Origin of the sequence: Pseudomonas sp. SBT1-2 (assembly GCF_028640875.1) — a bacterium.
Taxonomy (GTDB): domain Bacteria; phylum Pseudomonadota; class Gammaproteobacteria; order Pseudomonadales; family Pseudomonadaceae; genus Aquipseudomonas; species Aquipseudomonas chlororaphis_I.
This window is the reverse complement of sequence record NZ_JAQZAA010000113.1, coordinates 163,149-176,563: the sequence shown is the minus strand read 5'-3', so window position 1 is coordinate 176,563 and position 13,415 is coordinate 163,149. Positions and strand designations below refer to the sequence as shown.

Annotated in this window: 11 protein-coding genes; 2 read left to right on the top strand and 9 right to left on the bottom strand. The window is 65.1% G+C overall.

Going from position 1 to position 13,415, the window contains the following annotated elements; genetic code table 11:
- Position 1 precedes the first annotated feature (1 nt).
- Positions 2-679 (bottom strand): TetR/AcrR family transcriptional regulator, encoded by a 678-nt coding sequence (locus tag PVZ78_RS28200; protein ID WP_009050986.1) that lies wholly within the window; start codon positions 677-679, stop codon positions 2-4.
- Positions 680-783: 104 nt separating this feature from the next.
- Positions 784-2,691: a 3-dehydroshikimate dehydratase QuiC gene (gene quiC, locus PVZ78_RS28195; protein ID WP_009050987.1), complete on the bottom strand. Its 1,908-nt coding sequence runs from the start codon at positions 2,689-2,691 to the stop codon at positions 784-786.
- A 649-nt stretch (positions 2,692-3,340) separates the two neighbouring features.
- Between quiC and PVZ78_RS28190 the strand changes: the two genes are divergently transcribed.
- A complete protein-coding gene (locus PVZ78_RS28190) occupies positions 3,341-4,678 on the top strand; it encodes an MFS transporter (RefSeq protein WP_009050988.1) in 1,338 nt (445 codons plus the stop codon).
- Between the two features lie 111 nt (positions 4,679-4,789).
- Here PVZ78_RS28190 and PVZ78_RS28185 read toward each other — a convergent pair whose 3' ends face one another.
- From PVZ78_RS28185 to PVZ78_RS28170, 4 genes are all read right to left on the bottom strand, one after another.
- The gene (locus tag PVZ78_RS28185) at positions 4,790-5,668 is read right to left on the bottom strand and encodes a DMT family transporter (protein WP_016703719.1); all 879 of its coding nucleotides are present in this window, start codon (positions 5,666-5,668) and stop codon (positions 4,790-4,792) included.
- Between the two features lie 136 nt (positions 5,669-5,804).
- Positions 5,805-6,620 (bottom strand): sugar phosphate isomerase/epimerase family protein, encoded by an 816-nt coding sequence (locus PVZ78_RS28180; protein ID WP_198919400.1) that lies wholly within the window; start codon positions 6,618-6,620, stop codon positions 5,805-5,807.
- Positions 6,621-6,622: 2 nt separating this feature from the next.
- Entirely contained in the window at positions 6,623-7,678 is a 1,056-nt protein-coding gene (locus PVZ78_RS28175; protein WP_273829607.1) for a Gfo/Idh/MocA family protein, read from the bottom strand.
- Between the two features lie 337 nt (positions 7,679-8,015).
- Complete coding sequence (locus PVZ78_RS28170) at positions 8,016-8,792, bottom strand: IclR family transcriptional regulator (RefSeq protein WP_009050992.1); 777 nt, start codon at positions 8,790-8,792, stop codon at positions 8,016-8,018.
- Between the two features lie 209 nt (positions 8,793-9,001).
- On the opposite strand from PVZ78_RS28170, the gene PVZ78_RS28165 reads away from it, so the two are divergent.
- Positions 9,002-10,729, top strand: coding sequence for an FAD-dependent oxidoreductase (locus PVZ78_RS28165; RefSeq protein WP_273829606.1), 1,728 nt, complete (start codon positions 9,002-9,004; stop codon positions 10,727-10,729).
- Between the two features lie 277 nt (positions 10,730-11,006).
- On the opposite strand, the gene pcaG is transcribed toward PVZ78_RS28165, so the two are convergent.
- From pcaG to pcaQ, 3 genes are all read right to left on the bottom strand, one after another.
- Entirely contained in the window at positions 11,007-11,612 is a 606-nt protein-coding gene (pcaG, locus tag PVZ78_RS28160; RefSeq protein ID WP_273829605.1) for a protocatechuate 3,4-dioxygenase subunit alpha, read from the bottom strand.
- 10 nt (positions 11,613-11,622) lie between these two features.
- Positions 11,623-12,342, bottom strand: a complete 720-nt coding sequence (gene pcaH / locus PVZ78_RS28155; protein WP_009050995.1) for a protocatechuate 3,4-dioxygenase subunit beta — start codon at positions 12,340-12,342, stop codon at positions 11,623-11,625.
- 103 nt (positions 12,343-12,445) lie between these two features.
- Complete coding sequence (pcaQ, locus tag PVZ78_RS28150) at positions 12,446-13,375, bottom strand: pca operon transcription factor PcaQ (protein WP_009045756.1); 930 nt, start codon at positions 13,373-13,375, stop codon at positions 12,446-12,448.
- Between the last annotated feature and the right edge of the window lie 40 nt (positions 13,376-13,415).

Sequence of the window (13,415 nt, the reverse complement as noted above, 5' to 3'; positions counted from 1 at the left end):
ATCAGGCCTGCAAGTAACGCAGCACCGACTCGCAGATCATCTCGCGGTGACGCTGCTTGATCGCCTCGTCGGGCAGGTCGATCTGGAAGATCTCGCCGAAGGTGTGGCGGTTGGAGACGCGGTAGAAGCAGAACGAACTGATCAGCAAGTGCACATCCAGAGCGTCCAGGCCGGCGCGGAACACGCCCTCGTCGACCCCGCGCTGCAGGATCTCGCCCAGGGCATGAAGGATGGTGTTGTTCATCGCCTTGATCGCCTCGGAGCGCTTCACGTACTCGGCGTTGTGGATGTTCTCGATGCTGACGATGCGCACGAAATCGACGTTGCGGTCGTGGTGATCGAAGGTGAACTCCACCAGCCGGCGAATCGCATCGCGCGGCGCCAGCTCCGCCAGGTGCAGGCGGCTCTCGGTGCTGCGGATATCGCCGTAGAGCTTCTCCAGCACCTCGACGTACAGCTGCTCCTTGCTGCCGAAGTAGTAATAGATCATGCGCTTGGAGGTGTGGATGCGCTCGGCGATGGCATCCACCCGAGCGCCGGACAGGCCCTGCTGCACAAACTCCACAATGGCTTCTTGCAGAATGTTCTCGCGGGTCTTTTCCGGGTTGTTCTTGCGACTCTTGCGCGGCTCGTTCACGGACTGCTCGGGCGCTACGGAGAGTTCTGTGGTCATTGTCATTCTGGGGCTCACGGCCATCGCTGCACACGCGGGCGATTATGGGCCGCGTCGCGCAGCGAAGGAAAGCAGGACGGCGGCCCTTTGCCGCCGCCGTTACGAAACTCCTACAACTTGGCCTGTCGCACCCCGCCACTGCGCGACTTGGCCATGGCCGCCAGGCGCACCGCGACGTTCGCCGCGCCATAACCGACATAGCCATTCTTGCGCTGGATGATCTCGAAGAAGAAGCGTCCCTCGAACGGTTCGGTGTAGACGTGGAACAGCTCGCCGCCCTGGGCATCGCGGTCATAGAGCACGTTGTAGTAGGCCAGCTCGCTGAGGAACTCGTCGTCGAAATCGAAGCGCGCCGCCAGGTCGTCGTAGTAGTTCAGCGGGATGTCCAGCAGCGGCACACCCGCCTCCTTGGCCCGGCTGACTTCGGCAAAGATGTCGTCGCAATCGAAGGCGATGTGATGCACGCCCGAGCCGCCATAACTGGACAGCGCATGGGAGATCGCGGTCTTGCGGTTCTCGGAAATGTTCAGCGGCAGACGGATGGTGCTGCAACGGCTGCGCAGCGCCCGGCTCTTCACCAGCCCGTAGGGATCGGGCAGCACCACTTCGTCGTCGGCGGTGAAATCCAGCAGGCTCTTGTAGAACAGCACCCAGCTGTCGAGGTTATCGGCCGGCAGCGCCATGGCCATGTGGTCGATGCGCTTGAGGCCGCCCTTGGCCACGACCCCGGGGAGCATATTGAAATCGGTGTCGTACAGGTTCCCGCCCTGCTCCTGATCCACCAGGTAGATCAGGCTGCCATCCAGCTCGCGCACCGCGGCCAGTTCCAGTTCGTTGGGGCCCACCAGACCGCGGTACGGCTGGCCCTTGTAGGCCACCGCGCGCTCCAGCGCCTTGGCGCTGTCCTTGACCCGGATCGCCGTGGCGCACACCGAGGGGCCGTGGGCTTCGAAGAAGCTGTGGGCAAAGGAATAAGGTTCGGAGTTGAGGATCAGGTTGATATCGCCCTGGCGCATCAGGCTGACGTTCTTCGAGCGATGCTGGCCGGCCTTGGCAAACCCCAGGCGTTCCAGCCAGCCGCCGAGCTTGGCGCCCAGTGCTTCGTCCACAGCGAACTCAAGAAACTCGGTGCCGCCGTATTCACTGGCCGGCGGCGGCGCGAACAGCGTATCGATATTGGCCACCGGCGTGGCTTCCTGCGCCAGGCGCTGGCGGGTCTTCTCCTCGAGGTACAGCAGCGAACGCAGGCCGTCCGCGGCATTGGCCCGCGGTGGCGCGGCGCGGAAGCCGTCGTTGAAGATCTCCAGGGACAAAGGCCCGGTGTAGCCGCTCTTGATGATCGGCGCGAGGAACCCGGGCAGGTCGAAATCGCCCTGCCCCGGGAAGCAGCGAAAATGCCGGCTCCACTCCAGCACGTCCATGGCCAGGATCGGCGCGTCGGCCATCTGCACGAAGAAGATCTTGTCCCCCGGGATCTCGGCGATCGCCGCCGGGTCGCCCTTGAGCGACAGGGTGTGGAAGCTGTCGAGCAGCACACCGAGGCTTGGATGGTCGGCCTCGCGAACGATGTCCCAGACCTGTTGATAAGTATTGACGTGCCGGCCCCAGGCCAGGGCTTCGTAGCCGATCCGCAGGCCACGGCTGCCGGCGCGCTCGGCCAGCAGGCGCAGGTCGTCCACCAGGATCTGCCGGTCGCCGACACTGTCGGCGGCGGCATTGCTGCACACCAGCACCAGGTCGGTGCCCAGTTCCTGCATCAGGTCGAACTTGCGCTCGGCACGTTCCAGGTTGCGTTGCAGGCGGTCGCGGCGGCAGCCTTCGAAGTCGCGAAAGGGTTGGAACAGGGTGATGGCGATGCCCAGGTCCGCGCACATCTGGCGGATTTCCCGGGGGCTGCCGTCGTAGTAGAGCAGGTCGTTCTCGAAAATCTCCACGCCGTCGAAACCGGCGGCGGCAATGGCTTCGAGCTTTTCCGGCAGGGTACCGCTCAAGGAGACGGTGGCAATGGAACGCTGCATGTTTCAACTCCCGGTAATGACCACAGATCGGGCGCCGTGCCTGTAGCCGCTGCCGCAGGTCCTCCAGCGCACTGAAGATCCCGCGCCCGCTTCGCGGACGATCGCAGCCTGCGGCAGCGGCTACAGGTGCACGTTTGTTATTGGATGGGGCGGATTATTGAGCCGGGCATTACAGACAGCAATTCAAAGTGTACGAACCAGTTAGTTTTTCGTGCGATTATCGAACAAAATGGCCGTTGGCGAATTGACGACTTTTCGTCCACTGCGCACCATCGACAGCACATTGAGCCGGCACCGAACTGCCGGCTTCAATCGCCAAAGACCCAGAACACACCATAAAAATTTCAAAAATCGGGTACACCCTCATGCTTGCACTCAACGCCACACCTCTCTGCCCGGTCCTCCGGCTTTCACCTGGCCAGACTTCCAACAGCCGCCTTCAGACGGACACACTACGGCCCCTGGGCTGAACCGTGCTTGCACGCTGACCCGACCGCTTTCAATCGTCGCGCCCGGTGCGCGTCGAGCAAAGCACTCAGCCGATCGATCATCGAGTTCACCCGCGGCCCGGCCGCCCAGCCGACGATCGATCACGCGCCCTTGAGTCCCGACGAGTTGTCCCTCGTCAGTCATTGAACGGATGGCATACATGATTCCTTCTCAAAGCTCCCGCATGGCCCCGAGCCTCGGCACCGCCTCCGGCGGCATCGGCGACAAGATCCGCGGCGCCATGGCGGTCGGCAAGACCCGCTGGGGCATGCTCGCCCTGGTGTTCTTCGCCACCACCCTGAACTACATCGACCGCGCCGCCCTGGGTGTGATGCAGCCGATCCTGGCCAAGGAAATGAGCTGGACGGCGATGGACTACGCCAACATCAACTTCTGGTTCCAGGTCGGCTACGCCGTCGGTTTCGTCCTGCAAGGACGGTTGATCGACCGGGTCGGCGTCAAGCGCGTGTTCTTCTTCGCCGTGCTGCTGTGGAGCCTGGCCACCGGCGCCCACGGCCTGGCCACCTCGGCCGCAGGCTTCATGGTCTGCCGCTTCATCCTCGGATTGACCGAGGCCGCCAACTACCCGGCCTGCGTGAAGACCACGCGCCTGTGGTTCCCGGCCGGCGAACGCGCGGTGGCCACCGGCATCTTCAACGCCGGGACCAACGTCGGCGCTATGTTCACCCCGATGCTGCTGCCGTTGATCCTGCACGCCTGGGGCTGGCAGGCGGCGTTCCTGTGCATGGCCGCGCTGGGCGGTATCTGGCTGCTGTTCTGGGGCCTGAAGTACTTCAACCCGGAAGATCACCCGAGCGTCAAACAGTCCGAGCTTGAGTACATCCAGAAAGAAGTCGAACCGGAACAGACCCGCGTGCCTTTCTCGCGCATCCTGCGCATGCGCGGCACCTGGGCCTTCGCCCTGGCCTACTCGATCACCGCGCCGGTGTTCTGGTTCTACCTGTACTGGCTGCCGCCGTTCCTCAACCAGCAGTACAACCTGGGTATCAACGTGACCCAGATGGGTATCCCGCTGATCATCATCTACCTGACCGCCGACTTCGGCAGCGTCGGCGGCGGCATCCTCTCGTCGTTCCTGATCGGCCGCGGCGTCAACCCGATCAAGGCGCGCCTGATGTCCATGCTGCTGTTCGCCTGCTGCATCGTCGGTGTGATCATGGCCGCGGGCGCCAGCAATCTGTGGCTGGCGGTGTTCGCCATCTCCCTGGCCATCGGCGCGCACCAGGCCTGGACCGCCAATATCTGGAGCCTGGTGATGGACTACACGCCCAAGCACATGATGAGCACGGTGTTCGGGTTCGGCGGCATGTGCGCGGCCATCGGCGGCATGTTCATGACCCAGCTGGTGGGCCATATCCTGACCGTCACCAACAATAACTACACCGTGCTGTTCACCCTGATCCCGGCGATGTACTTCATTGCCCTGACCTGGATGTACTTCATGGCCCCCCGCAAGATTCCGAAAGTGGAAGACTGACACTTTCCTCTCGCAGGCCCGGTTCCGGGCCTGCTTTTTTTCTCCCGCCGCCCTCTTCTCTCGGTCGATGCCGCCCTACGTCGGCAACTGACGCCCCGTTACGAATGCCGCTCAGCGCTGGCGCTGTTGCCAGGCAGCCGCCAGGCCGCTGAGGCAGATCACCGCGATGCCCAGCTGGGTGATCGGCTGCGGCGTATGGCTGAACAACAACCAACCCAGCAGCCCGGCGAAGACGATCTGGCAATAGCCGAAGGGCGCCAGCAGCGCCGGTGCCGCGTGGCGGAATGCCTGGGTCAGGAACAGGTGGGCGGTCATGCCGCAGGCCCCCAGCGCCAGCATCAGCACGCCATGGATAACGCTCGGCACCTGCCAGAAGAACGGCACCAGCGCACTCATCACCAGGGTGTTGCACAGGCCGGCGAAGAAGTTGCTGGTGGTCGGGCTGTCGTGCTCGGCGAGCTTGCGGGTCAGCAGTTGGTAAAAGCAGAAGAACAGCGCCGAGCAGAAAGGCAGCAGCACCGCCGGGGTGAACAGGTCGCCACCCGGGTGAACGATGATCAGCACGCCGATAAAACCGCAGATCACCGCCAGCCACTGGCCCTTGGTGACCCGCTCGCCCAGCAGCGGCACCGACAATGCGGTGACCAGCACCGGCGCCAGGAAGTTGACCGCGGTGGCTTCGGCCAGCGGGATAAACAGCAGCGCCGAGGTGAACAGCAGGCTGGTGCTGAGCAGGCACAAGGCCCGCGCCAGCTGCAGCAACGGCCGCTTGGTGCGCAACACCCGCAGGCCCGATTGCGGCAGGAAGATCCCGGCCATCAGCAGGGTATGAACCAGGTAGCGGGCCCAGACCACCATCACGATCGGATAGAACCCCGAAAGGTATTTCGACAAGGCGTCGTGACTGGCGAACAGGAAGGTCGCCACGACGACCAGCAGGATGCCCTTGAAGGGCTGGTTGACACCGGAAAGGGGTGTGCTGAGGGTCATCCGCGGGCTCTCTCAAGATAGGGTTTGTTTGTAGAAACAGCTTCGCGGGCAAGCCTCGCTCCTACGGTCAACACCGTCTGTAGGAGCAGGGGGGACGCCCAGTTCTTGCCCGCGATAGGGCCATCAGGGCGATCAACTAAATCCGGGCCAACAACGCCCGGGTCTTGTCCAACGCCATCTGTGCCCGCTCCAGGGCGCCGACGCCCTGCTCGAGCAATTTCACCGTGGGAATCTCCAGGCTCAACGGCAGGTTGGCCGGCAGGCAATGCAAGAGCCCCGCCAGGTCGCAATCGCCATCCCCGGGGAAACGCCGCTCGTTGCGGGCCTGACGCAGGATCTCCTGCATATCGTCCGGGCGCGGGCCGGCCACGTCGCACAGCTGGGCATAACGCAGCCGTGACGGTGCGACCTTTGCCAGGTCCTCCAGGCGCGAGGCCGAGCGATCGAAGTGGAATGCGTCCACCAGCACCGCGGCGTTGTCGCGACCGGCGTTCTCCACCACCCGCACCGCCTGTTGCAGATCGCGCGCATCGGTCCAGGGCATGAACTCCAGGTGCGGGTGCAAGCCGTAGATCGACGCCAGGTCGCAAAGTTCGGCGAAGCGCTCGGTCATGCGCGCCTCGTCGGGGTCGTTGCCGGCCACCAGCAACTCACTGGCGCCGAACTCGGCGCCGACCGCCAGTACCACTTCGAAATCCGCGACCCGGGTTTGCGGTTTGAGCCGCAGGATCTCCACATCCAGCACGCAAATGCCGGTGTCGCGCAGGCGGCTGAGGGTCTGCCGGCGCAGCTCGGCATCGGCCACCAGGGCAAAGTGATGCTCCTGCGGCGTCGCCGGCACCAGGCGCAAACCGACGTGGCTGTAACCGGCGCGGGCCGCCACCTCGACCATCTGCGGCGGTGAAATTTCCAGCACCGTGAGGCTGGCCAGGGAAAGAATGCGTTCGCTCATGTTCATCCCTCGATCAGCGCCGGGGCGCAGGCGCGACCGGTCGCCGCCGCTTCGCGGATCGCCTCGATCAGCGCCAGGGTCCGCGCCGCATCGGCCACGCTGACCAGCGGCTCGACCTCGCGCCGCGCCACTTTGACGAAATGCTGCAATTGCAGGCGCAGGGCTTCGGCGGCGGTGAAAGGTTCCTCGACCGCCAGCAACGGCTGATGCCAGCCGGCACCGGCCTCGGCGTAATGCCAGCGCTTGAGTTGCGGAATGCTCAGGGCGCCAGCGGTGCCGGCCAGCAGGTAGCACGGCTGGTCGGCCTGGCGCGGATACACCGGGTTCTCGCCGGAATCCAGCTCCCAGCTCCAGGGCGCCGCCACTGCGTCGGAACCGGTCAGGCTGCCCAGGGCGCCGTTGGCGAATTGCAGCAGGACGGCAGCGCAATCCTCGTTGGCGAAACCACGCACCGCATTGCTGGTGACGGCCTGCACCTGATGCACCTCACCGCACAGGTGGCGCAGCAGATCGAGGTCGTGAATCAGGTTGGTCAGCAGCATCCCGGCCCCGGGCTCACGGCGCCAGGGAATCTCGAAATAGCTGTCGGGCTTCTGCAATTGCCAGAGCGCGGTGACCGTGGTCAGCCGGCCCAATGCCCCGCCTTGCACCAGCGCATGGGCGCGGACGATCAGCGGGTTGTGGCGCCGGTGATGGCCCACCAGCACCGGCACGCCGCTATTTTTCACGGCGGCCACCAGTTCACGCGCTTCATCCAGGTGCACGCCGACCGGTTTCTCCAGCAGCATCGGCACCCCGGCCGCCAGGCAATCCAGGGCGGTGCCGACGTGCAGGTTGTTCGGGTTGGCGACTATCACCGCGTCGGGGCGGGCCTGGTCGAGCATCTGTCGATAGTCGGGGTAATGCGCCACCTGCCACTGCGCGGCGATGCCGGCGGCTTGCGGGCCGGGATCGGCCACGGCGCAGAGTGTGGCTTCGGTCAGGGTCTTGAGGTGCTGGTAATGCTGCTGGCCCATGTTGCCGGCGCCGACCAGGGCAATGCGCAAAGGCGAGTCCAAGACGGGATCCTCTTGTGATTGTTATCGGAACGCGAGATTCCAAATATTTAGAACTCGGTTCCACTTTCACACAAGAGCAAAACAAAATAGTGTCCGATCAGCGAACAGCTTTAAGACTTGAGATCATGAAGGCCCTGCGTATCGCAGCCTACGCCAGCGGCTACAGGAAACACCCAGCCCCTGTAGCCGCTGCCGAGCAGCGCGAGGCTGCGAACGGCTCCGCAGGAGACGCAAAGCCTGCCATCGCAGTGTGCCTGGCTAGACTCGGCAGGTAGTTTCACGGCCGCTGCGCGGCCGATCGCAGCCTTCGGCAGCGGCTACAGGAAATTCTGCAGATTCAGCTGAAAAGCTCGGAAGCCTGGCTGGCAGCCGAAAGCTCATCGGCAAACTTCAACAGCAGCGGCGCCAGTTCATGCAGGCGCGCCAGTGGCATGCGCGCGCTCGGGCCGGCGATGCTCAGCACCCCGACCACCCGGCCATCGACCGGATGACGCACCACCGCGGCCACCGCCGAGGTGCCCACCGCCGAACTTTCCTCGACCCAGGCATAACCCTGTTCCCGGGCCAGGCGCAGGCGTTCGAGCAGTTCGATGTTCGAGCGCGGCGCGTTCGGGCCCAGGTCCGCGGGAATCTCGGCGGCCTGGCGCTCCACCAGCGACAAGGCCTCGGCATCGCTCAGGCAGGCCAGCCAGGCGTGCCCGGAAGCGGTGTAGAACAGCGGCGCCTCACGCCCCATGTCGGGGTCGTAGCGCAACCCGGAACGGGCGCCCTGGGACTTGGCGATCCAGGTCTGGCGCTCGTCCTCGATCACCCCGAGGCGCACCAGTTCGCCGGTTTCCTGGGCCAGACGGTCGAGCACCGGCTGGACGATATCCGCGCCGCTGCTGGACAGGTAGCGAAAGCCCATCGCCACCAGCTTGGTCGACAGGTGATAACGCAGGCTGTCCGGGTTCTGGCGCACGTAGCCCAGGCGGATCAGCTCCGCCAACAGCCGGTGGGTGGCGCTTTTGGGGATGTCCAGCTGCTCGGCCAGGGTCTGCATCGGCAGGCCGCGGGGGTCGCTGGTAAGACTTTCCAGAACGCTGAAGACGCGCTCGATTTGACTGCCGGCCATGGTCGGGTCCAGACGAAATTTGGCCGATTCTAGTGACAACCGGCGCAATGGGAAACACACCGCGGCATCGTTCGATAACCGCCCATAAAAACCTCGGCACGGCGCAGATGATCCTGCCCCCGCCTTGCTGCCAACTATTCGACTCCGTATATTTTTTGGAATCAAGTTCCAAAAATAATAACTGTTCGTTTAGCGGAGTTGCTTCTTCCATGCCTGCCACCGCCTCCCTGCACCACCCCGATATCGATTGCGACGTGCTGGTCGTCGGCTCCGGCGCCGCCGGCCTCTCGGCGGCCGTGACCGCGGCCTGGCATGGCCTGAAAGTCATAGTGGTGGAGAAAGACCCGGTGTTCGGCGGCGCCACCGCCTGGTCCGGCGGCTGGGCCTGGGTGCCGTGCAACCCGCTGGCGCGACGGGCCGGCATAGTCGAGGACGTGGAACTGCCACGCACCTACCTGAAACACGAACTGGGCGAACGCTACCAGCCAGCAATGATCGACGCCTTCCTCGAAGCCGGCCCGCGCATGGTGTCGTTCTTCGAGCGCCATACCGCGCTGCAATTCGCCGACGGCAACGCCATCGCCGATATCCACGGCGACACCCCGGGCGCCGGCACCGGCGGACGCTCGGTGATCGCCGCGCCCTACGATGGGCGCGAGGTCGGCACGCTGCTCAAGCGCCTGCGCAAGACCCTGCGCGAAACCTCGTTCATGGGCATGCCGATCATGGCCGGCGCCGACCTTGCGGCCTTCCTCAACCTGAGCCGTTCGCTGCCGGCCGCCTGGCACGTGAGCAAGCGCTTCGGCCGCCACCTGCGCGACCTCGTCACTCACCGCCGCGCCCTGCAACTGGTCAATGGCGTGGCGCTGGTGGCGCGCCTGGCCAAATCGGCGCAGGACCTGGGCGTGCTGCTCTGGGAATCGGCACCGGTCACCGAGCTGCTGCGCGACGGCGACGCGGTAACCGGGGCGATTGTCAGCAGCGCCACCCGGGGGGCCATTCGTATCCGCGCCCGCAAGGCGGTGGTGCTGGCGGCCGGCGGTTTCCCCAACGACATCGAACGGCGCAAGGCGCTGTTCCCGCGCACGCCCACCGGCCACGAGCATCTGGCCCTGCCGCCATTGGCAGTCTCGGGCGACGGCTTGCGCCTGGGGGAAAGCGTCGGTGCCCGGGTCGATACCGACATGGCATCCCCCGTGGCCTGGGCCCCGGTCTCCGCGGTGCCCTACAAGGACGGCAGCCGCGGGCACTTCCCGCACATCATCGAGCGCGGCAAACCGGGGATCATCGGCGTCCTGCGCAACGGCCAGCGCTTCGTCAACGAAGCCGACGGTTACTACGACTATGTGCGGGCGATGGTCGCGGCGGCGCCCGAGGGTGAAGAAGTGGCGTCGTGGCTGATCTGCAGCCACGGCTTCCAGCGCCGCTATGGCCTGGGCATCTCCCGCCCCTTCCCGGTGCCGCTGGCGCCCTTTATCCGCAGCGGCTACCTGAAACGCGGCAAGAGCATCGAGGAGCTGGCCCAGGCCTGCGGCATCGATGCGGACGGCATGCGCGCCACCCTGGCGGAATACAACCGGCATGCCCGACAAGGCCAGGACCCGCAGTTCGGCCGGGGTTCGACGCCCTACAACCGCAAGCAGGGCGACCCGCGCCAGCAACCCAACCCGTGCGTGGCGCCCATCGAACAGGGACCGTTCTACGCGGTGAAGGTCCAACCGGGATGCTTCGGCACCTTCGCCGGGCTCAAGGTCAACCCCCACGCCCAGGTGCTCGACGCCCAGGGCCAGGCCATCGCCGGTCTGTACGCTGCCGGCAGCGACATGGCCAGCATCATGGGCGGCCACTACCCCGCCGGCGGTATCAATCTCGGCCCGGCGCTGACCTTCGGCTACATCGCCGGTCGGCATATCGCCGGGGCCAGCGCTTACGAATAAGGCTGCAATCAAGCTTGAAAAGGGCGTGGTTCCTGAGATCGCAGGAAGGCCCTGCGGGCCTTATCGCAGGCTGCGCCAGCGGCTACAGGAAGCACGGAATCCCTGTAGCCGCTGCCGAGCCCCGCGAGGCTGCGATCGGCTCCGCAGCAGACGCAAACTTGAGATCGCTGGAAGACCCTGCGGGCCTTATCGCAGGCTGCGATCGGCTCCGCAGGAGACGCAAACCGGCCGATGCGGCAGACCAGACCACCCCGGGAGAGCAGTCGAGGATGGCCGATCAGAAATCGAAAAACACCGTCTCCCCTTCCCCCTGGATGCGGATATCGAAGCGATACGCCCGCTGCCCGTCCACTTCGCAGGGGTGCGCCAGCAGGGTGTCGCGCCGTTGCGGCTGCTCGATCAGGTTCAGTACCGGGCAGGCGGCGTTGGCTTCCGGCTCGTCGGCGAAATACAGGCGGGTGTGCAGGTGGATGTTGATCCCTCGGGCGAACAGCGCCACGTTGATGTGCGGCGCCATCGGCACCCCGGCGGCATTCTTCACCACGCCCGGCTTGACCGTGTGCAGCGTCCACTCGCCGGCATCGAAGGTGGTGGCCGTGCGCCCGAAGCTGTTGAAGGCTTTCTCCGAATCGAACAGCGGGTCGTAGACACCCTCGTGGTTGGCTTGCCAGAACTCGAGGAACGAGTCGCGCACCAGATGGCCGTTACCGTCATACACATGGCCGATCAGCAGGATCTTTTCCCCCTGGGCGTCGGGCCCGGCCATCCGGTTCCAGATCTCGTCGCTGCGGGTCGGGTTGCCCGCAGCGGCCAGCGCCAGGCCGATGTGCACGTAAGGTCCGGCCGTTTGCGAGGGGGTTTCAGGCAGCAATTGGATAGGCATGGCAGGCTCCTCAGCAATTCTCGAAGTGGGTCTTGCGCTGGCCGCGCAACACGATGTCGAAGCGATAGGCCAGGCAGTCCATCGGGTTGGCGCTGCTCATGTCCAGGCGCGCGATCAGGCTCTGCACCGCTTCCGGGTTGGCGATCGACTTGACGATCGGGCACAGCGGGATCAGCGGGTCGCCCTCGAAATACAGCTGGGTGATCAACCGCGTGGCGATCGACGGCCCGCTGATGGAGAAGTGGATATGCGCCGGGCGCCAGTCGTTCGGGCCGTTGCGCCACGGGTAAGGGCCGGGCTTGATGGTGCGGAAACTGTAGTAGCCGTCACGGTCGGTCAAGGCCCGGCCGACGCCGCCGAAGTTCGGGTCCAGGGGCGCCAGGTAGCGGTCGTTCTTGTGCCGGTAGCGGCCACCGGCGTTGGCTTGCCACATCTCCACCAGGGTGTGGGGAATCGGCTGGCCGTACTGATCGCAAACCCGGCCGGCGACGATGATTCGCTCGCCCACCGGCAAGCCGCCGTTATTGAAGTTGAGCAGCAGGTCGTTATCGAAACGTCCGGTCTTCAGATGGGAGAAATCGGGGCCGCTGGTTTCGCTCAGCGATTGCGGGATGCTCACCAGCGCCTGGCGCGGCGAACGGGCCACGGAGGTCTTGTAGTCGGGAGTCAGGGCCTTGGGATGCCAATTACGGTCACGGATAACGAAACGACTGCTGTCTGCATCAGACATGTCGGTCTCCTGTTGTTTGATTTATGGAGCGCAGCCCGCGCAGTTTCAAACAACGGCAACCCGACGACTATTGAAAAGGCCCTTCAAGAACATAACCAAAAGGTTATGGATAACGCCCCTCGCGATAGGCCTGCCCGACTTCCCGCAGCACCTCGACGCACCATTGCGCCGCCAGCGACAGCGGCAGGCTGGCATTGCTGGAGATGCCCACCGAGCCACCCGGCTCGCGCTGCCCGAGGTCGATCTCGCGCAGCTCGCCGTTGGCCAGGTCCAGGCGCACCGCGTCCAGCGGGGCGATCCACAGCGCATCGCTGGACAGCGCATAGCGCCGGCTCAAGGCCACCGAGAGGGTTTCCAGGCGCTGGCGCGACTGGCTGATGCCGCACTGCACGAACAGGCTGTCGGCGAACTTGCGGATGGTGGTGCCGGCCAGCGGCAACACCAGCGGGTACTGCTCCAGCGCATGCCGATCCAGCGGCCCGTGCAGCAACGGATGATCGGGGCGCGCCACCAGGGTCATGGACTCGCTGTACAGATGCTCGAAGCTCAGGCCCTGGATCTGCGGGCTGTCCGTCATGCGCCCGACCACCAGGTCGACATCGCCGACCCGCAACTGCGACAGCAGGTAGGCGCTGGGGCCGGTGACCACGCTCACCACCAGCGCCGAATGCCGTTCGTGCAGGCGCCGCACCACTTCCGGCAGCAGCAGGCTTTCGGCGGTCGAGAGCACACCCAGGCGCACCACCCCGGCGGCATATTCACCGCCGCGCAAAGTGTTGACCCCCTCGCGCAGGGCCTGCACCGAGGGCCCGGCGTAACGCAGAAAAGCCATGCCGGCCTCCGTCAGGCTGAGCCCCGCCTTGCTTCGGGCGAACAGCCGGGTGTCGAGCAGTTCCTCCAGTTCCTTGAGGGTTTTCGACATCGCCGGCTGGCTCACCGCGAGCACATCCGCCGCCCGCGCCAGGCTGCCCTGGCGAGACATTTCAAGAAAACATACGAGGTGACGGAATTTGATGCGGGTATCGATGTTCAAAGGAGGCCCCGGCTGTGTCGCAACAGAATCGATGCGGCTG